Origin of the sequence: Micromonospora cathayae (assembly GCF_028993575.1) — a bacterium.
Classification (GTDB): Bacteria; Actinomycetota; Actinomycetes; order Mycobacteriales; family Micromonosporaceae; genus Micromonospora; species Micromonospora cathayae.
In genome coordinates, this window is record NZ_CP118615.1 from 4,002,864 (window position 1) to 4,020,843 (window position 17,980).

The 17,980-nt window shown below is 74.3% G+C and carries 18 protein-coding genes; 10 read left to right on the forward strand and 8 right to left on the reverse strand.

The genetic code is table 11. The annotated features are described in order from the left end of the window. Nucleotides 1-190: 190 nt before the first annotated feature. The 4 genes from PVK37_RS18350 (at nt 191) to PVK37_RS18365 (ending at nt 5,614) form a co-directional block, all read left to right on the forward strand. Complete coding sequence (locus PVK37_RS18350) at nt 191-937, forward strand: LmeA family phospholipid-binding protein (RefSeq protein ID WP_275028685.1); 747 nt, start codon at nt 191-193, stop codon at nt 935-937. Further along, nucleotides 937-3,279: an MMPL family transporter gene (locus PVK37_RS18355; protein ID WP_275028686.1), complete on the forward strand. Its 2,343-nt coding sequence runs from the start codon at nt 937-939 to the stop codon at nt 3,277-3,279. The genes PVK37_RS18350 and PVK37_RS18355 overlap by 1 nt, the downstream gene beginning before the upstream one ends. A gap of 222 nt (nt 3,280-3,501) precedes the next feature. Continuing rightward, the gene (locus tag PVK37_RS18360) at nt 3,502-4,197 is read left to right on the forward strand and encodes a response regulator transcription factor (RefSeq protein WP_275028687.1); all 696 of its coding nucleotides are present in this window, start codon (nt 3,502-3,504) and stop codon (nt 4,195-4,197) included. Between the two features lie 40 nt (nt 4,198-4,237). Then, the gene (locus PVK37_RS18365; RefSeq protein ID WP_275028688.1) at nt 4,238-5,614 is read left to right on the forward strand and encodes a HAMP domain-containing sensor histidine kinase; all 1,377 of its coding nucleotides are present in this window, start codon (nt 4,238-4,240) and stop codon (nt 5,612-5,614) included. Nucleotides 5,615-5,628: 14 nt separating this feature from the next. On the opposite strand, the gene PVK37_RS18370 is transcribed toward PVK37_RS18365, so the two are convergent. Beyond that, on the reverse strand, nt 5,629-6,849 hold the full coding sequence (locus PVK37_RS18370; RefSeq protein ID WP_275028689.1) for a PucR family transcriptional regulator: 1,221 nt from the start codon (nt 6,847-6,849) through the stop codon (nt 5,629-5,631). 86 nt (nt 6,850-6,935) lie between these two features. Between PVK37_RS18370 and PVK37_RS18375 the strand changes: the two genes are divergently transcribed. Both PVK37_RS18375 and PVK37_RS18380 read left to right on the forward strand, forming a co-directional pair. Next, nucleotides 6,936-8,027, forward strand: coding sequence for a ferredoxin reductase (locus PVK37_RS18375; protein ID WP_275028690.1), 1,092 nt, complete (start codon nt 6,936-6,938; stop codon nt 8,025-8,027). A gap of 14 nt (nt 8,028-8,041) precedes the next feature. Further along, complete coding sequence (locus PVK37_RS18380) at nt 8,042-9,205, forward strand: fatty acid desaturase family protein (RefSeq protein WP_275028692.1); 1,164 nt, start codon at nt 8,042-8,044, stop codon at nt 9,203-9,205. Nucleotides 9,206-9,339: 134 nt separating this feature from the next. Here the strand turns inward: PVK37_RS18380 and PVK37_RS18385 are convergent, their stop codons facing one another. Continuing rightward, entirely contained in the window at nt 9,340-9,990 is a 651-nt protein-coding gene (locus PVK37_RS18385; RefSeq protein WP_275028693.1) for an NAD(P)-dependent oxidoreductase, read from the reverse strand. A 107-nt stretch (nt 9,991-10,097) separates the two neighbouring features. Here PVK37_RS18385 and PVK37_RS18390 point away from each other — a divergent pair, with 107 nt between their 5' ends. Continuing rightward, nucleotides 10,098-10,481, forward strand: coding sequence for a winged helix-turn-helix transcriptional regulator (locus PVK37_RS18390; RefSeq protein ID WP_275028694.1), 384 nt, complete (start codon nt 10,098-10,100; stop codon nt 10,479-10,481). 172 nt (nt 10,482-10,653) lie between these two features. On the opposite strand, the gene PVK37_RS18395 is transcribed toward PVK37_RS18390, so the two are convergent. Beyond that, the gene (locus PVK37_RS18395; RefSeq protein ID WP_275028696.1) at nt 10,654-11,409 is read right to left on the reverse strand and encodes a GntR family transcriptional regulator; all 756 of its coding nucleotides are present in this window, start codon (nt 11,407-11,409) and stop codon (nt 10,654-10,656) included. A gap of 236 nt (nt 11,410-11,645) precedes the next feature. Beyond that, complete coding sequence (locus PVK37_RS18400; RefSeq protein ID WP_275028697.1) at nt 11,646-11,840, reverse strand: hypothetical protein; 195 nt, start codon at nt 11,838-11,840, stop codon at nt 11,646-11,648. A gap of 134 nt (nt 11,841-11,974) precedes the next feature. Between PVK37_RS18400 and PVK37_RS18405 the strand changes: the two genes are divergently transcribed. Both PVK37_RS18405 and PVK37_RS18410 read left to right on the forward strand, forming a co-directional pair. Continuing rightward, nucleotides 11,975-12,802 carry a nucleotidyltransferase domain-containing protein gene (locus PVK37_RS18405; protein ID WP_275028698.1) on the forward strand — a complete coding sequence of 276 codons (828 nt, stop codon included), beginning with the start codon at nt 11,975-11,977 and terminating at the stop codon, nt 12,800-12,802. Further along, complete coding sequence (locus PVK37_RS18410) at nt 12,799-13,161, forward strand: hypothetical protein (protein ID WP_275028699.1); 363 nt, start codon at nt 12,799-12,801, stop codon at nt 13,159-13,161. The genes PVK37_RS18405 and PVK37_RS18410 overlap by 4 nt, the downstream gene beginning before the upstream one ends. Nucleotides 13,162-13,232: 71 nt before the next feature. Here the strand turns inward: PVK37_RS18410 and PVK37_RS18415 are convergent, their stop codons facing one another. The 4 genes from PVK37_RS18415 to PVK37_RS18430 form a co-directional block, all read right to left on the reverse strand. Continuing rightward, nucleotides 13,233-14,201 carry a TerC family protein gene (locus tag PVK37_RS18415; RefSeq protein ID WP_275035165.1) on the reverse strand — a complete coding sequence of 323 codons (969 nt, stop codon included), beginning with the start codon at nt 14,199-14,201 and terminating at the stop codon, nt 13,233-13,235. Nucleotides 14,202-14,407: 206 nt separating this feature from the next. Further along, on the reverse strand, nt 14,408-14,575 hold the full coding sequence (locus PVK37_RS18420; protein WP_275028700.1) for a hypothetical protein: 168 nt from the start codon (nt 14,573-14,575) through the stop codon (nt 14,408-14,410). A gap of 137 nt (nt 14,576-14,712) precedes the next feature. After that, a complete protein-coding gene (locus PVK37_RS18425; RefSeq protein WP_275028701.1) occupies nt 14,713-15,336 on the reverse strand; it encodes a C39 family peptidase in 624 nt (207 codons plus the stop codon). Nucleotides 15,337-15,768: 432 nt separating this feature from the next. Further along, entirely contained in the window at nt 15,769-16,488 is a 720-nt protein-coding gene (locus PVK37_RS18430) for a polyamine aminopropyltransferase (RefSeq protein WP_275028702.1), read from the reverse strand. 107 nt (nt 16,489-16,595) lie between these two features. Between PVK37_RS18430 and eccB the strand changes: the two genes are divergently transcribed. Continuing rightward, nucleotides 16,596-17,972, forward strand: a complete 1,377-nt coding sequence (gene eccB / locus PVK37_RS18435) for a type VII secretion protein EccB (RefSeq protein WP_275028703.1) — start codon at nt 16,596-16,598, stop codon at nt 17,970-17,972. Nucleotides 17,973-17,980: the final 8 nt, after the last annotated feature.

Genomic DNA, 17,980 nt, shown 5'->3' on the forward strand with positions numbered 1-17,980 from the left:
AAAGGCAGGATCGGCGGGGCCGGGAGCTGGTATCGGAAAGCGCTTTCCTGACCTGCACGATACGGACCGAACACCTCGAACGTCAACGCTTGTCGATGCCGTCGGCTGCTGGGCGAACTCTGCGGCACCTCTCATCGTTCTCTCATCGCCCTCGGGTGGCACCCCCAGCCGTGGTTGATCTGCTCGGGGTGTGCGATGGCTGAGAGACCGGCGGCGACTGGCCGCCCTGGTGACGATCCTGGTGGTGACGGCGCTGTCCGTCGCGGTCGCCGCCGACCGGTGGGTGGCCCGGACGGCGGCGGAGCGGCTGGCCGGGCGACTGGCCTGCCTGGCGGACCTCGACCGACCGCCCCGGGTGCGGGTGCAGGGCTTCCCGGTACTGCCCGACCTGCTCGCCGGGCGGGTGGGCCGGCTGAGCGTCCAGGCACGTGACGTGCGGCGCGGCGAACTGCGGGCCGCCCTGGTGGAGGCCACCCTCTCCGACGTGCGGCTCCCCGACGACCAGCCGACCCGGGTCGGCGGACTGACCGTGGCGGTGCGGGTCGGTTTCGACGCGCTGCCCGCCGAGGTGGCCGGCCGTCCGGTGCGCTACCGGGCGGCGGACGGCCTGCTCGCCATCGAGACCACCGCTCCGCTGGCCGGACAGCAGCTCCCGGTCACCGTGCTCGCCCGGCCCGCCGTCGACGCCGGCGCCCTCACCGTCACCCCCACCGAGATCGAGGTGATGGGGATGCGCCGCACCGCCGGAAGCCGGATCGTGGACCGGATCACCGGGGGCCGCGACCTCTCCCGTCCCCTGCCCGACCTGCCGACCGGCCTGGCCTGGCAGGCCGTCGAGGTCGTCGACGACGGTCTGCGGCTACGGCTGGCCGGACACGACCTGACCATGAGCGGGGCCGGCGACGGCCACCGCGGCGGCACCTGTGGAGGATCCTGATGCACGCCCGACCCGACAGCCGGATACACCGGACCCTGGCCCGGCTGGGCGGTTGGTGCGTCCGGCGACCCTGGCGGGTGCTGCTCGCCTGGCTGGTCCTGGCGGTGGCGCTGGTCGGCGCGGTCGCCGCCTTCGGCCGGCCGGTCGACAACGACGTCGCCCTGCCCGGCAGCGACGCCCAGGTCGCCCGGGACCTGAGCGAACGGGACGGCGGTGGGACGGGCAGCACCGGGCAGGTGGTGGTGCACGTCGACTCCGGTCGGCTGGACGAGCCGGCCCGGCAGGCGGCACTGGACCGGGCCGCCGACGCCATCGCCGCGGTGCCGCACGTGACCCGGGTCGACGGGGTGGACGCCCGGACCGGCAGTCTCAGCGCCGACGGCCGGACCGGGTACCTCACCGTCCGGCTCGACCTGCGGCAGCGTGACGTGGACAAGACGCTGAGCCGGGCCGTCACCGACGCGGCCGAACCGGCCCGCGCGGCGGGCGTCGAGACGGTGCCCGGCGGGGCGTTCGCCGTGGCGGCGGAACGGGGCGGCACCCACACCTCGGAACTGCTCGGTCTGGCGGTCGCCGCCGTCGTACTGGTCCTCGCCTTCGGTGGCCTGGTGGCGGCGGCGGTGCCGCTGGTCACCGCCCTGTTCACCCTGGTCTGCGCGCTCAGCGCGGTCGGCCTGGCCGGACACCTGGTGGCCGTGCCGGCGGTGGCCGGCAACCTCGCCACGATGATCGGCCTCGGGGTCGGCATCGACTACGCGCTGTTCCTGATCACCCGGTACCGGGCGCTGCGGGCCGCCGGCACACCCGCACCGGTGGCCCTGGTGGAGAGCATGACCAGCGCGGGCGCGGCGGTGGTCTTCGCCGGCGGCACCGTGGTCATCGCCCTCGGCGGGCTCGCCGTGGCCGGGGTGCCCATCCTCGGCACCCTGGGCTGGACCGCCGGCCTGGTGGTGGTGGTCGCGGTGCTCGGCGCGGTCACCCTGCTGCCGGCGCTGCTCGCGGTGCTCGGCCCCCGGATCGACCGGCTGCGGCTCCGCCGCCCGCCCACCCCGCCTGACCACGCCGACCCGCTGCCCACCCCGGTCGGCCCGCCGGCCTGCTCCGGCCCGGTCACGCCGGTCGGCCCGCCGGCCACGACCGGCCCGGCCACCGCGGTCGGCCCAGCGGCCTCGTCCGGCCCGGCCACTACGGTCGGTCCGGCGGCCTCCTCTGGCCCGGCGGCCACCCCCGGCCCGCTGCCCGCCGGGCGGGCCTCCGGCTGGGCCCGGCAGGCCGACCGGGTGACCCGCCACCCGTGGCGCTGGGCGGTACTCGCCACCGTGCTCCTCGCGGTGCTCGCCGCCCCGGCCACCACCCTCACCCTCGGCCAGCTGGACGCCGGCGACAACCCGCCCGGCAGCGCCACCCGGACCAGCCACGACCTGCTCGCGGCCGGTTTCGGGCCGGGTGTCAACGGCCCGCTGACGGTGGTCGCGGCGCTCGAACCGGCGGCCACCGCCGACACCGACCCCCGACTCGGCCGGTTGGTGGAACAGTTGCGGGCCGCCCCCGACGTCGACTCCGTCGGGCCGCCGCGCCTGGCCGACGGCGGGCGGGTGGTGACCGTGAGCGTCCAGCCCCGGACGGCCCCGAGCGACCCGGCCACCGCCGGGCTGGTCCACACGCTGCGGGAGGTACGCGTCGACGGGGTCGAGGTGCACGTCGGTGGGGCCACCGCCACCCGCGTCGACCTGGCCGACCGGGTCCGGGACCGGATGCCCTGGGTGATCGGCGTGGTGGTGGGGCTCTCCACCGTCCTGCTGTACGTCGCGTTCCGCGCCCCGGTCGTCGCGGTGAAGGCCGCCGTGATGAACCTCGTCTCGATCGGCGCGGCGTACGGGGTGCTGACCGCCGTCTTCGCCTGGGGATGGGGGGTGGAGCTGACCGGACTGTCCGGCCCGGTGCCGGTGGAGAGCTACCTGCCGATGATGCTGTTCGCCCTGCTCTTCGGGCTGTCCATGGACTACGAGGTGTTCCTGCTGACCGCGGTGCAGGAGGCGTGGCGGGCCACCGGCGACAACCGGACCGCGGTCCGGCTGGGGCTGGCGGACACCGGGCGGGTGATCACCTCGGCGGCGCTGATCATGGTGACGGTCTTCGCCAGCTTCGTGCTGCACACCGACCCGGTGATCAAGATGTTCGGGCTCGGCATGGCGGTGGCGGTGGCCGTGGACGCCACCGTGGTCCGGGGACTGCTGGTGCCGGCCACCATGGCGCTGCTCGGCCGGGCCAACTGGTGGCACCCCCGCCGTCGCCGCCGGGTCGAGCGGGACCGGACCCCGGTGGGCGTCACCGGGACCTGACCGGCCGCCCGGACCCGCCCGCCCGGGTCGAGGGGGACCGGCGGCCGGGCCCGTCCGCCGGGATCGAGGGGGACCGACGGACGGGCCCGTCCGTCGGGGTCGAGGAGAGGACCTGACGGACGGGCCGGCCGCCGGGATCGAGGGGCGAACCGACGGGCCGGCGGCGGCGTCCACCGGACTCTCATCCAACTCCCAGCCGACCGTGGTCTGATCGGGGGCGAGATGAACACCGCCGTCCGGGTGCTGGTCGTGGACGACCAGCCCAACATCGTCGACATGCTCGCCACGGTGCTCCGGTTCCACGGCTTCGACGTGGTCACCGCGGGCACCGCCGCCGAGGCGTTGCGCCGCGCCGCCGAGAGCCGGCCGCACCTGGTCGTCCTGGACGTGCTGCTGCCCGACGGGGACGGGTTCGAGGTGTGCCGGGCCCTGCGGGCCGCCGGCCACGAGGTCGGCATCGTCTTCCTCACCGCCCGCGACGCCCCGCGCGACCGGGTCGCCGGCCTGACCTACGGCGGGGACGACTACGTCACCAAGCCGTTCTCGGTGGAGGAACTCCTCGCCCGGGTCCGGGCGGTGCTGCGCCGGATCGGCACCGCCGCCGGCCCCACCGCGGCCGGTGTGCTGCGCTACGCCGACCTGGAACTGGACGAGGAGACCTGCGAGGTGCGCCGGGCCGGGCACCTGCTGGCGTTCTCCCCGACCGAGTACAAGCTGCTGCGCCACCTGATGCTCAACCCCGGACGGGTGCTGTCCCGCGCCCAGATCCTCGACGCGGTCTGGCGGTACGACTTCGACGGCGTCTCCAACGTCGTCGACACGTACGTCGGGTATCTGCGCCGTAAGCTCGACCCGCTGGGGCCGCCGCTGATCGAGACCCGGCGGGGCTTCGGCTACGTCCTGCGGGCACCGGAGTGACCGGCGGCCACCGGCCGGCCACCCGCCCCGGAACAGCCCGGTGAACCGGTTGCCGCTGCGCCGTGGCCTGCTGCTCGGCCTGGTCGGTCTGACCGCGCTCGCACTGCTCTCCGCCGGTCTGGTCAGCGCGCTCGCGCTGCGGTCGTACCTGATCCACCGCACCGACGACCAGCTCCGCTCGGCCGCCGCCGTGGTCACCTCGCGGGTCGGCCTGCTCGCCGGCCACCCCGGCGGCGCGGTCCGGGCGGCGGTCGCCCCCTCCGACTACCTGCTGGAGGTCCGGCATCCGGACGGCACCCTCACCCGGATCTCGGCCACCCCGCCACCGGCCACCCCGCTGATCGAGCAGCTGGCGGCACCGACCACCGGCGGGGTCTCCGCCCCGGTCGACCTGGCCGGACAGTGGCGAGCGGTGACCGTACGCGCCGACGACACGGTGGTGCTCATCGCGCTGCCGCTGGCCCCGGTCCGGCAGACCGTGCAGCGGCTCGTCCTGGTCGAACTGGTCGGCGGTACGGCGGTGCTGCTCCTGCTGGCGGCCGGCGCGCGGCTGCTGCTGGTCCGGGGACTGCGACCACTGGACCGGATCACCGCGACCGCCACCGCCATCGCCGACGGCGACCTCCAGCGGCAGGTGCCGCTGCACGGCGTCCGGGTCGGCGACCCGCGTACCGAGGTGGACCGGTTGACCCTCGCCGTGCACGGCATGCTCACCGGGTTGCAGACCGCCATCGCCGCCCGTACCCGCTCCGAGCAGCGGCTGCGGGACTTCGCCGCGGACGCCTCACACGAGCTGCGGACCCCGTTGACCTCGATCCGCGGCTACCTGCAGATCCTGCGGCACGACATGATCGAGCCGGACCGTCGGGCGGAGGTGCTGGCCCGTAGCGAGGACGAGGCGGTCCGGATGGGGCGGATCCTCGACGACCTGTTCTACCTGGCCCGGCTGGACGCCGAACCGCAACTGCGGCGGGACCGGGTCGACCTGGCGGTGCTGGCCCGGGACTCGCTGGCGGACCTGCTCGCGGTGCAGCCGGGCCGCCCGGCGACCCTGCGTGTCCCCGCCGCCGCGCCGGTCACCGGCGACGAGCACGCCCTACGCCAGGTGTTGGCGAACCTGTTGGCGAACGTCCGTACCCACACCCCGCCCGACGCCACGGTCACCGTCGAGGTGGTCGGTGCCGCCGAGGGGGTCCGGGTGCGGGTCACCGACACCGGTCCGGGCCTCCCGGCGGCCCTGGCCGCGCGGGCGTTCGACCGGTTCGCCCAGGGGGAACCGGGACGGGGCGGCGGCAGCGGTCTGGGCCTGGCGATCGTGGCCGGCATCGTGGCGGCGCACGGCGGCGAGGTGGGCCTGACCGTCCCGCCCGTCGGCGGCACCACCGTCTGGTTCACCCTCCCGCCCGCCGACGACTGACGAGGGTGCCCCGGCTACTCCGGCGGCGGTGGGAAGGCCAGGGCGAGGGTCAGTTCGAGCACACTGGCCGGGTCGGTGAGGCGGTCGCCGTACAGCTCCCGCAACCGGCCCATCCGGTACCGCACGGTCTGGGGATGGACGAACAGGTCGGCCGCCACGTCGTCCCGGCGGCCGTGGTGCAGCAGCCAGGACCGCAGCGTGTCGGCGAGCCGGGCGGCGCTGGCCGCCGGGAGCGCCGACAGCGGCTCCAGCGCGCGGGCGCGCAGGTCGGTGAGCCCCTCCGGGTCGGTGCCGAGGATCAGTTCGGCCAGGTGTTCCTCGGTGTCCAGCGGCGCGCCGTCGGCCGGTTCGGTGATGCCGAGGGCCAGCGCCCGGCTGGCCCGCCGGAACGACACGGCGACCCGGGTCCAGGGGCGGGCCGGTCCGAGCACCGCGCGGCGTCCGTGCAGTACCCGGGCGAGCTGCCGACGCCGGGTCCCGTGCATGTCCGGTACGAGCAGCACGGCGGTCTCCTCGTCCGGTTCCGTCCCGGGCAGGTCCTCGCTGGCCTCCAGGGTCTGCGCGCTGAGCAGGACCAGCGGGGCGCGGAGATTGGCCCGGGGCAGCAGGACGGCGGTCAGGGTCTGCGGCGGTGGCCAGTCCGCACGCTGGGCGCTGGCCAGCAGCACCTCCTCGGGCTCGGCGGCGAGCAGGTGCTGGGTGAGCCGTTCCAGGTTGCGCCGTCGGGCCCGTCCGGCGCTGGCCAGTTCGTCGGCGTGCCCGGCCACGCTGGCGGCGGAAAGCTCGTCGATGTACGCGAAGAGCAGTTCGGCGAACTCGGCGACGGTGGCGGCGGAGAGCCCGCTGCGTACCGTGGTGGTGGACATCTCCCGCCAGGCCACCCGGGCCCCGATCCGGTACGCGGCGAGCAGCGCGTCCATGCTCCGCCCGGAGCGGGCCTCCCCGCTGCCGAGCGCGTAGGCGGCCTCCAGCGCCGGGGTGAGCGGGGTGCTCGGGTCGGTGCCCTGGGCGTGCTCCAGCAGGTTGAGGAAGGTGCCCAGGGCGATCTGCACGGCGTTGGAGATCTTGTCGCGCATCTGCCCGGTGAGGGTGCCCGAGTAGCTGGGCACCTCGGCGGTGATCGCGGTGACCGTCCGCTCGGCGATCATCGGCAGCCGGGCCTGCAACGCCCGGGCCACCTGCTCGTCCAGGGCGAGTCGGGCCGCCTCGCGGGTGGCGCGGGAGCTCTCCGCCATCGGTTGTTCTCTCCGCACAAGAAGGGGGTGGTCTTTCACCTCGGCCAGCCAAGATTTTATTCGTACGGGGCGGTCACCATGGTGACATGACCACCACCGTCCCGCACCCGTCCACCCGGGTGCCGCTCCGGGACCGGCTCCTGCGGCTCGCCGGGGCGGTCACCACCCCGCTCCTGCCGGACGACTACCTCGACCTCGTCGCCCCGCTGCGGGCCGGGGCGGACCTGCGCGGCCGGATCGTCGCCGTCCGTCCGGAGACCCGCGACGCCGCGACCCTGGTGATCCGGCCGGGCCGGGACTGGCGCGGACACACCCCCGGGCAGTACGTCCGCCTCGGCGTGGACGTCGACGGGGTCCGCCAGTGGCGCGCCTACTCCCTCACCTCCCCGCCCCGACCCGGAAACCAGCAGCTCACCGTCACCGTCAAGGCCATCCCGGACGGGAAGGTGAGCAACCACCTCGTCCGTCGGGTACGCCCCGGCACCATCGTGCAGCTCGACCAGGCGCAGGGGGACTTCGTCCTCCCGGCGACCGTGCCGGACCGGGTCCTGTTCGTCACCGCCGGCAGCGGCATCACCCCGGTCGTCGGGATGCTCCGCTCCGGCGCGCTGGCCGGGGCCGACGTCGTGGTGGCGCACTCCGCGCCCGGCCCGGACGACGTGATCTTCGGTACCGAGCTGCGTGACCTCGCCGCCCGGGGCGCCGTCCGGCTGGTCGAACGGCACACCGACACCGACGGGCTGCTCGACCCGGCCGCCCTCGGCACCCTCGTGCCGGACCACCTCGACCGGCAGACCTGGGCCTGCGGCCCGATCGGTCTGCTCGACGCCCTGGAGGCGCACTGGGCCGCCGGCGGGGTCGCCGACCGGCTGCACACCGAGCGGTTCCGGCCGACCGTGATCGCGCCCGGCGAGGGCGGCGAGGTCACCTTCACCCGTACCGGGACCACCGTGTCCGCCGACGGCGCGACCGCGCTGCTCGACGCGGGGGAGGACGCCGGTGTGCTGATGCCCTCCGGTTGCCGGATGGGCATCTGCTTCGGCTGCGTGGTGCCGCTGCGCCAGGGCGCGGTACGTGACCTGCGGACCGGCGAGACGACCACCGCGCTGCCCGGCGACGGCGTACTCATCCAGACCTGCGTGTCGGCGGCGGCCGGCCCCTGCGACATCGACCTGTGACGGGAGTTGCGGACATGACCGTGATCCAGAGGAAGCCGCACAACCCGATCGCGCACCTGAGCGCGGCCGACATCGAGGCGCTCGCCGCCGAACTGGACGCGATCCGGGACCGGGTGATCGCCAGCCGCGGCGAACGGGACGCCGCGTACATCCGCCGGGTCATCGGCACCCAGCGCAAGCTGGAACTGGGCAGCCGGGTGGTGCTGCTGTTCTCGCTCTTCCCGCCGGCCTGGGTGGTGGGGACCGCCGGGCTGGCGGTGGCGAAGATCCTGGAGAACATGGAGATCGGGCACAACGTCCTGCACGGCCAGTGGGACTGGATGCGCGACCCGAAGATCCACTCCACCACCTGGGAGTGGGACCACGTCTCCCCGGCCGAGCAGTGGAAACAGTCCCACAACGAGCTGCACCACAAGTACACCAACGTGGTCGGCCGGGACAACGACCTCGGCTACGGCATCATGCGGGTCGACGAGGACCAGCCCTGGCACCCGATGCACCTCGGCCAGCCGCTGTGGAACCTGCTCAACGCCTGCTTCTTCGAGTACGGCATCGCCGCGTACGACCTGGAGCTGGGCCGGCACCTGAAGGAGAAGACCACGAAGGACCGGGTCTTCCGCACCCGGCTGCGGGCCGTCGGGCGGAAGATCCGCCGCCAGGTGCTCAAGGACTACGTGGTGCACCCGCTGCTGTCCGGACCGTCGTTCCTCAGCACTCTCGCGGCCACCTTCACCGCGAACCTGGTCCGCAACGTGTGGAGCCACTCGGTGATCATGTGCGGGCACTTCCCGAACGGGGTGGAGACCTTCGAGAAGACCTCCATCGAGGGGGAGACCAAGGGCGAGTGGTACCTGCGGCAGATGCTCGGCTCCGCCAACATCAGCGGTGGCCGGCTGCTGCACCTGATGGCCGGGAACCTCTCCCACCAGATCGAGCACCACCTTTTCCCCGACCTGCCGAGCAACCGCTACCAGGAGATCGCCCCCGACGTGCGGAAGATCTTCGACCGGTACGGGCTGTCGTACACCACCGGTTCGCTGCCCCGGCAGGTGGCGTCCGCCTGGTGGAAGGTGATCCGGCTGTCCCTGCCGAACCGGTCCGCCGTCCGCCGGCCGGTGGACGACCGCCCGCTGGACGACCGGCCGGCGGCGATGTCCGAGCCCTCGCTGGTGGGCTGACCGGCCGGGGCGGATGCTCGCCCGCACCGGTCCGGTCTCCGGGGCCCGGTCCGGACCGGGCGGTCGCCACCGCTCCGTCGACCTCGCTGGACGACGTCCGCGCCGGGGCTGGTCGCTGCCGACCCGCGTGCCGGTCAGCCGACCGCGACGAGGGAGCGGTGGTGCTTCGGGTTCTCGATCTCGTCGATCAGAGCGACGGCGAGGTCGGCGTACGAGAAGGCCGGGGCGCCCTGCTCCGAGGGCAGCACCTGGGCGCCCCCGGTGCGGTAGCGGCCGGTGCGCTCGGCCTCGTGGTCGAGGACGGCCGGCGGCGGGGCGAGGACCACCCAGTCGACGGTGGTGTCGGCGTTGCGCAGGACCTCCAGCTCGGCGACGTGGCCGAGGGAGAAGATCCGGCCCTCCGCCGGGAAGTTCGGCGTGTCGTGAACCATCACACCCGGCGCGACCTCCAGGTTGGTCCCGATCCCGACGACCACCAGCCGGCCGACGCCGGCCTGGCCCAGCCCCTCGACCAGCGCGCGGGCGGCGCGGCTGAAGTACTCGTCGACCGGCAGGCCCGACTGGTAGGCGGCCTGCACGGCGGCGTCGTGGCCGGCGGCGACGGCGGCCACGCTGTCGGCATCGGTCACGTCGCCCCGGACGACCGTCACCTGGTCGCCGGCCAGCGCGGCGTACGTGGCGGTGTCCCGGACGACCGCGGTCACCTGGTGGCCGCGCGAGACGGCCTCGGCGACCACCCGACGACCAGCCCTGCCACCGGCACCGAAGACGACGATCCTGCTCACCGTGGATACTCCGTTCGCCATGACCGGGAACCGTCCCCGGCCGATGGGCCGAACGCTAGCCGGCGACACCCTGGTTCCCGCAACGGTAGTTACGTAGGCTGGAGAGAGTGAGCGAGCCACTTGACCCGGCCATGTTCGCGGAGTGTGTGGATGGCCCGTCACCGGTCCGTGTCGGCGACAAATGGACCGGCAAGATCCTGGCCTGCCTGAAAACCGGGCGCCGCCGCTTCTCGGAACTGCAGGTGCCGTTACCGGGCATCACGCCGAAGGTGCTCACCGAATCGCTGCGCGCGATGGAACGTGACGGGATGGTCACGCGTACCGCCTACCCGGAGGTGCCGCCCCGGGTGGAGTACGAACTCACGCCACTGGGACATGCCCTGCTGGAGCTCATGAGCACCTGCTGCGACTGGACCGCCGCCCACCTCGACGAGCTGCGGGACGCCCGCCGGGCGTACGAGCAGCGCTCCACCCGGGGGTCCGCGGCGTAGTCCGCGGAGATCCGGGCCGCCGTCCCAGCTCCGTGGGGCGTCGATCGTGGACCGGTCTCCGTCGGTGTCGGTCGCGGAGCCCACCTCCGTCAGCGTCGACCCTCGGCCCGGCGGGCCGGCGTGACCCGCGGTCGGGGGCGGCGGGACGGTGCGACGGCCGGCTGAGCCGGCGTCACCCCCGGCGGATCGCCTGGAGGTCGATCCGCCGGGTGTCGTACCAGTTCCGGCTGAACAACACGATCCGGTCGGCCCGGGTGGCCGGGAAGTGCCGCTGTTCGAGCAGGAGCACCGGGACGTCGGGCGCGACGTCCAGGCGGTCGCGCAGGTCCGGGTCGGGAAGCACCGGCACGAAGCGGGCGACCGCCTGCCGGACCGGCAGCCCGAGGTCGGCGAGGACGTCGTAGAGCGAGTCCCGGGTGCCGAAGCCGTCGAGCGCGGTGGGGTCCGGCAGCAGGTCCGCCGGAATCCACTCGGCGCAGTGCACCACGGGAACGCCGTCGGCGGTCCGGGTACGGCTGATGTGCACGACCGGATCGCCCGGGTCGATCCGCAGGTCCCCGGCGAGTGACCGGTCCGCGACGACGTGCCGCACCCGCAGCCCGGTGGTGCCCGGCCGGCGGCCGAGCAGCGCGATGCCGCGCCCGGTGCCGACCAGCCGCTCCAGGCCGTCGGCCGGATGGGGGGTCGTCGCGACGAACGTGCCGACGCCCCGCCGGCGCACCAGCAGGAGATCCGCGATCAGTTCGGCGACGGCCGCGCGCAGGGTCGGCCGGCTCACCCCCAGCCGCCGGGCCAGTTCCGGCTCCGCGGGGAGCTGTTGGCCGGGCGCGAAGACTCCGCTGTGGATCAGCTCCCGGAGGCGGGTCGCGGCGCGGTCCCCGAGCGTCTGGGCTTCGGTGTCGAGTCGTATCGACCAGTTGGTCTCCATGACGCCTCCTGGATGTCAGACGTGTGGCGGCAGCTGGTGCCGCGACCGGACGCGGCAGCCGGCGCGGCTGACCTGCCGGCGCCGGGCGGCCCACGGTGGTCGGCACGACGTCGGGCCGGCCACCGGCCTGGTGCCGGTCCCGCCCGGTACCACCCACCATCATGGACGGTCGGGGTCGACACCCCGGCCGGCCCGGCGGGTGTCCGGGCCGGGACGACCCGTCGTCGCGCCGCGGGCTAGGTGACCGTGGTCCGGTACGGCCGGGGGCGGCCGGCGTGCCGGGGGAACTGCGGGACCGGTGACGGTGTGCGCCCGTCGTCGACCGTCACCGCCGGCCCGGTGACGTGCCGGTGCCAGCCCAGCGGGGTGCGGCCGACCCGGAAACCGGGCGGTACCCCGGCGACCGTCGTCGGTTCGAGGCGAGCCGTCATCGCGCAGTCCTCCCGTGGCCTGCCGTGGTGCGTCGGAGATATTCGCGCCAATCGGTATTCTCGCCCCTACCGTCGGTACGCGCAGCCCCCGGGTGGGGGTCGTCGCCCGCGGATCCGATCGGGCAGAATGCGGCATGGACCCCGATGTGCGGCACTACCTCCGGCAACTGGTCGACGTCGCCCGTGACGTCCTCGGCGGCAACCTCGTCGGCGGATACGCGGCCGGTTCGGTCGCACTGGACGCGTACCAGCCGGGGCGCAGCGACATCGACGTGGCGCTGCTCTGCGCGCAGGCCCCGGGGTCGGCCCGGGGCCGGGAGTTGGTGGCGAGGCTGCGGCACGAGGCCCTGCCCTGCCCGGCGCGTGGTCTCGAACTCGTCCTCTACCGCACGGCGGTGGCCCGGTCCGGCACCCCGGAGCCCGGCTTCGACCTCGAACTGAACACCGGGCCGGGGCTGCCCTTCCGGGCCAGTGTGGCCGGCCACGACCGGCCGGCCGCCGACGGGCTGTTCTGGTACGGCCTGGACCGCAGCATCCTGCACCAGCACGGGCAGACCCTGTTCGGGCCACCCGCCGCCGAGGCGTTCACCGATCCGGCTCCGGCGGACCTGCGTCGGCTGCTGGTCGACGCGCTCCGGTGGTGGCTGGCCCGGCCGCAGCCGGACGGCACCGGTCCCGCGCCGGGCGCCGGGGACGCGGTGCTCGGCGCCTGCCGGTCGCTGGTGCGGTTCCGGGACGGCGAGTGGCTGCCGAAGGTCGGGGCCGGCCGGCGGTTGCTGCGTACCGGCTGGCCGGCCGAGGTGATCGAGCGGTCCATCGCGGCCCGGAGCGGGGGCACGCCGCCCGACGGCGCGCAGGCCCGTGCCTTCCAGCGCCGGGTCCTGGCGGAGATCGGTGGACCCGGCGGCCGGTCGGGCGACGACGACCCGGCCGGCCCCGGACCCTATGCTGTGCCGTCGTGAGCACCGACGATCGACCGGCTGCGTCCACGCCGGAGGAGCCCGCCGGACTCGGCGCGTTGCGGGCCTGGTGGCGGCTGCCGAAGCAGACCCGCCGGGAGGTACTGGCGCTCAGCCGGTCCGGTCGGCGGCATTCCGATCCGATGGTCGCCTGGGCGGCGTGGCGGTGGGCGCAGACGGTGCTGCCCGTCGGGGCTCCGGAGCCGGGTCGGATCCGCAACATCGCCAGTGGAGCCGGGTTCTTCGCGCTGATCGCGGTCGAGCTGTTCCTCGGCGGCGACCCGACTGATCCCCCGAAGCCGCACTGGCTGGACCGGCGCCGGGCCCGGCCGATCCTGCGCCTGGGGCCGCCGCTGTCGTAGCCGTTCCCGGCCCCGGAGCGGCCGGGGGCCGGCCCGGCCGGGCGACGACGGTCCCCGGCCGGGCCGGGGCGTCATCCGCCCGGCCGGGTCCGGTCCGGGTCGGTCCCGGCGGCGGCCGGGGTGGTGGCGGCCGGGGTGGCAGCGAGACTCCACAGGATCGAGGCGGCCAGGGTCACCACGATGACGCCGAGGGTGACCGGGATGGGCAGCTTGCCGACCGGGGTCTCGGAGAGGATCAGCTTGATCCCGGCGAAGGCGAGCAGGACGGCCAGCCCGTAGTGCAGCTTGGTGAACCGGCGCAGCAGACCGGCCAGGCAGAAGTACAGGCTGCGCAGGCCGAGCACGGCGAAGGCGTTGGCGGTCCAGACGATGAACGTGCTGGTGGTGATGGCCAGGACGGCGGCGACCGAGTCGATCGCGAAGATCAGGTCGGTGGCCTCCACGGCGATCAGGACGACGAAGAGCAGGGTGGCCGTCCGCCGGCCGTCGATCCGGGTGAAGAACCGGTCGCCGTGGTACCGGGCGTCGGTGCGGACGACCCGGCGGACCGCCCGGACCACGAGGTTGCGGTCCGGGTCGATCTCCTGGTCGTGCTTGAAGGCCATCTTCCAGCCGGTCCAGACGAGGAACGCGCCGAAGAGGTAGGCGGTCCAGAAGAACGTCTCCAGCAGTTCCGCGCCGACGAAGATGAACACCAGCCGGAACAGCAGCGCCCCGACCACGCCCCAGAAGAGCACCTTGTGCTGGTAGGCGGCGGGCACCGCGAAGTACGTGAAGATCAGGGCGAAGACGAAGACGTTGTCGACCGACAGCGCCTTCTCGATCAGGTAGCCGGCGTAGTAGGTGCCGGCGGCCTCCCCTCCCTGCCAGGCCCAGAGCAGCAGGCCGAAGGCCAGGCCGGCGGCGATCCAGACCCCCGACCAGACGGCGGCCTCGCGGAAGCCGATGACGTGGTTGTCGCGGTGCAGGAACAGGTCCACGGCGAGCATCGCCGCGATGGCCAGGGTGAGGGCCAGCCAGGCCCACCAGGGTACGGACACGGACACGGTGCGGACTCCCTCCGACCGGGCCGGCGCGGTGGCCGGCGTACGGGTCGAAGGTCTCCCCGGACCGCCGCTGCGGCGGCCCGCGTGGCCGGGACCCGGGTGGGTCCGTACTGACGGCGACGCGTCCGGTGGCGGGTACTCCCCCTCGAATTACGACTGATTATTCACGAAGCAGGGTTCATGTGTCTAGTGGTGGTCGGTCAGTGTTGCCGGGTCAGCACCCGACGGCTCTTGACCACCGCGAGCACGAACACCGCGAGTAGGGCCACCGCGCCGATGATCATCAGCCAGCGCGCGGCTTCGAGCAGCAGTCCGAGCAGGATCAGCGCGGCGGCGATGACCCCGACGACGACGAGCAGTGTCCGCATGGCTGGCCTCCTGATGTCTGCGCGGACGGCACGGTCGGCGGTGACTTCCCCGGCGGCGGTCCGGTATGCCCACCGAGTACGGCGACGGGCCGGCCCCTGGTGGTGGGGGCCGGCCCGTGGTGGGTTGGTGTTCGGGGTCAGCTGGTGGAGTAGCCGCGGGTGGCGATCCAGTCGGCGAGGTTGTCGGTGGTGATCCAGTAGGAGGCTTGGTTGGGGTTGGCGGAGTCGGCGATCTTGACGGTGTGGCCGTTGTCGCGGTAGCCGACGACGCTGATGTAGTGGCCGCCTTCGAAGGAGTGGGGGGTGCCGTTGGTGTCGGTGGTGGTGCCGGCGATGTTGGCGACGACGGCGCGTCCGTCGTTGACGGTCTTGATGATGTCGGCGCGGAGGGTGTCGGTCTGCTTGTCGTCGGCCTTGGGGGTGGGGATCTCGATGGTGCGGTACTTGTTGCCGGTTTCCTTGTTGAGGTAGCGGGTGATGTCGGTGGCGGAGTTGGTGCCGGCCTCGGTGGTGCCCATGTGTCGGGCGGCTTCGTCGACGCTGGGGTTCTTGTCGATGGCGGTGAGGGCGTTACGGGCGGCGGCGGGTCCGCAGTAGTAGAAGTTCGGCTGGGCTTCGTAGCGGATGCTCAGTTCCCGGCCGCCGTTGGGGCGGTCGGTGGTGGGGCTGCCGGCGAAGGCGGCGGCGGGGGCGGCGATGGCGCCGCCGATGATGGCGGTGCCGGCGATGGTGAGTGCGGTCTTACGGATGATGGTGGTCATGGTGACTCCCTCTTCCGTCGGGGGTGGTGCCGGGGGGATGCCCGCGCGGTTGGGGTCGACCCCGGGGTGGGGGACCGCTGGGTGGCGCGGGGGGAAGGTCGGGGTGACGCCGGGGTGCTCGGGGCGTCGGGAGGGTGTAACGAGTCCGGGCCGGCGCGCATTCCACCCTCGGGGGGTGGTCGCGCTGCGGGGGTGGGGGCCTGGTGCTCGCGTCTGGACCATGTACAACCGGTCCGGGGGGCGGGTCATTCCGGCTGGCGGCCCGCGACCGGGGCCGGATATCCGGACATCAGCCCCACAACCGGACACCAGTCGAGGAGTGGGCCCCCGGGACCCGGACACCGGACGCCGGACCGACGATCGTCGCGGCACCGGACGACCCGGCGGTGGTCCGGACGACGGCCGCAGGGCGTCGGAGCGGGCCGCCCTGGACTACCGGCGCGCCAGGTAGACGGTGTTGGTCGACTCGCCGCCCTGCAACGGGTTGGCGAAGCTGACCACGTGCGCCTCCGTGTCCCGGAAGACCGCGTCGAGGGTACGCCGGAAACCGTCGTCGGGCGGGTCGTTCGACCAGAGCGCGAACACCCCGTCCGGATGCAGGTGACCGGCGAGCCGACGCAGCCCGTCGGCCGTGTAGAACGGCGCGTGGCTGGCGTGCAGCACCTGGCGCGGCGAGTGGTCGACGTCGAGCAGGACGGCGTGGAACCGGCGACCGGGCGCATCCGGGTCGAAACCCCCCTCGCCGGCCACCACGGCGAAGAAGTCCGCCAGTACGAACCGGTTCCGAGGGTCGGTGGCGAGCCCGGCGGCGAACGGGAGCAGCTTCCGGCGGTGCCAGTCGATCACGTCCTCGATCGCCTCGACGACCAGCAGGGACCGCACCCGGGGGTCGGCCAGCGCGGTCCGCGCGGTGTAGCCGAGACCGAGCCCGCCGACCACCACGTCCAGCTCCGCGCCCGGGTCCGGCAACCAGGCCAGACCGAGTCGGGCCAGCTCGATCTCCGCCACCGGGAAGAGGCTCGACATCAGGTACTCGTCGTCGAGCTTGACCTCGTACACCTCGACGTCGAGCAGCGGGTCGCGGCGACGGCGGAGGCTGATCTCCCCGATCGGGGTCTCCCGCCAGGCGAGTTCCTCGAAACGAGCGGCCACGTTCCCCACTTCCCGGCCGGGGACCGGCCGCAGCGCGCGACGGCCGCCCTCGACGGGCCGGCCGGAGGCTTATCCTATGGCCCGACCGACCACGGGGAAGGGTAGGCATGCCGTCGCGGCAGGATCAGCTCCACTCGTACCAGTTCACCGTCCAGCGGGCGGTCGCCGCCCTGGTCATGCGGGAGACGGACCCGGCGGTCTCCCCGTTCCGCCGGCTGGCCGGCGCGGCCCTGGCCAGCGTGCTGGTCGCGGCGATCGTGCTCGGCGGGGCCGCCCTCTACGGCCTGTTCGCCGGGGGCGGCTCGAAGTGGCGGGACGACCGGGCCGTGATCGTCGAGAAGGAGTCCGGAGCCCGGTTCGTGCACCGGGACGGCAAGCTCCATCCGGTGTCGAACTACGCGTCGGCGTTGCTGATCATCGGCGCCGACCAGCCGAAGACCGTGCTGGTCTCCCGCCGGTCCATCGACGGGGTGCCGCGCGGACTACCGCTGGGCATACCCGACGCCCCGGACTCGCTGCCGGCCGCCGGCCGCCTCACCACCGCGCCCTGGACGGTCTGTTCGGTCACCGGGGCGGACAGCGACCCGCCCCGCTCGGCGCTGCTGGTCGGGGCGGCCGCCCGGGACGGCCGGCCGCTCGGTGACGACGCCGTGCTGCTGCGGCACCCCGACGGCGGCCTGTACCTCGTCTGGCACCAGCACCGGTACCGGCTCCGGGACGTCGACCGGGTGCTGGCCGCGCTGGCGACCACCCGGCAGCGGGCGGTGCCGGCGGCCCCGGCGTTGCTCGACACCCTGCCGGCCGGCCCGGACCTGGCCCCACTGGACCTGCCCGACCTGGGCGACCCCTCCGACGAGGTGCCCGACGCCGACATCGGGGACGTCTACCTGGTCACCAACTCCGGTGGGGAACGGCAGTACGTCGTGGTCGACCGGGACGGGCTCGCCGGCATCACCGAGTTGCAGGCCGGTCTGCTCCTGGTCCGGACCGGGCAGGGTGAGCCGGAACCGCTGAACCTGAGCCGGTTCGCCCGGCTGCCGAAGCTGCCCGACCTCGTCCCGTCCGGCGGCGGCGCGCCACCGGCCAGCCCACCCCGGCTGGTCCGTCCCGAGGGCGGCGCGATCTGTGGCCAGGTGGGGGACGACGGCGGGGTCCGCGAGGTCCGGGTCGGCGTGACCGCGCCGGACCTGCCCGCTGCCACCGGGGCCGGTACGGCGGAGAGCCCGTCGGCCGTGGTCGCCGACCACGTGGTGGTGGAGCCGGGGCGTGGCGCGGTGGTCGAGTCGGCTGCCGCGCCCGGCGCGACCGGCGGGGCCGTCTCGGTGGTCACCGACCTCGGGCGCCGGCACGTGGTGTCCTCCACCGAGGTGCTCGGCATGCTCGGCTACGCCCGGGTCCGGCCGGTCCGGCTGCCCGCCGGCCTGGTCAGCCTGGTCCCGGCCGGCAGCCCGCTCGACCCGGAGGCGGCCCGGAACGTCCCGTGACCGGCCCG

Excerpts from the sequence above, each read along its gene's own strand:
- PVK37_RS18355 (WP_275028686.1), top strand. The coding sequence starts at position 937 with ATGCACGCCCGACCCGACAGCCGGATACACCGGACCCTGGCCCGGCTG.
- PVK37_RS18375 (WP_275028690.1), top strand. The coding sequence starts at position 6,936 with ATGACCACCACCGTCCCGCACCCGTCCACCCGGGTGCCGCTCCGGGAC.
- PVK37_RS18370 (WP_275028689.1), bottom strand. The coding sequence starts at position 6,849 with ATGGCGGAGAGCTCCCGCGCCACCCGCGAGGCGGCCCGACTCGCCCTG.
- PVK37_RS18420 (WP_275028700.1), bottom strand. The coding sequence starts at position 14,575 with ATGCGGACACTGCTCGTCGTCGTCGGGGTCATCGCCGCCGCGCTGATC.
- PVK37_RS18360 (WP_275028687.1), top strand. The coding sequence starts at position 3,502 with ATGAACACCGCCGTCCGGGTGCTGGTCGTGGACGACCAGCCCAACATC.
- PVK37_RS18405 (WP_275028698.1), top strand. The coding sequence starts at position 11,975 with ATGGACCCCGATGTGCGGCACTACCTCCGGCAACTGGTCGACGTCGCC.
- PVK37_RS18425 (WP_275028701.1), bottom strand. The coding sequence starts at position 15,336 with ATGACCACCATCATCCGTAAGACCGCACTCACCATCGCCGGCACCGCC.
- PVK37_RS18380 (WP_275028692.1), top strand. The coding sequence starts at position 8,042 with ATGACCGTGATCCAGAGGAAGCCGCACAACCCGATCGCGCACCTGAGC.
- PVK37_RS18400 (WP_275028697.1), bottom strand. The coding sequence starts at position 11,840 with ATGACGGCTCGCCTCGAACCGACGACGGTCGCCGGGGTACCGCCCGGT.
- PVK37_RS18395 (WP_275028696.1), bottom strand. The coding sequence starts at position 11,409 with ATGGAGACCAACTGGTCGATACGACTCGACACCGAAGCCCAGACGCTC.
- eccB (WP_275028703.1), top strand. The coding sequence starts at position 16,596 with ATGCCGTCGCGGCAGGATCAGCTCCACTCGTACCAGTTCACCGTCCAG.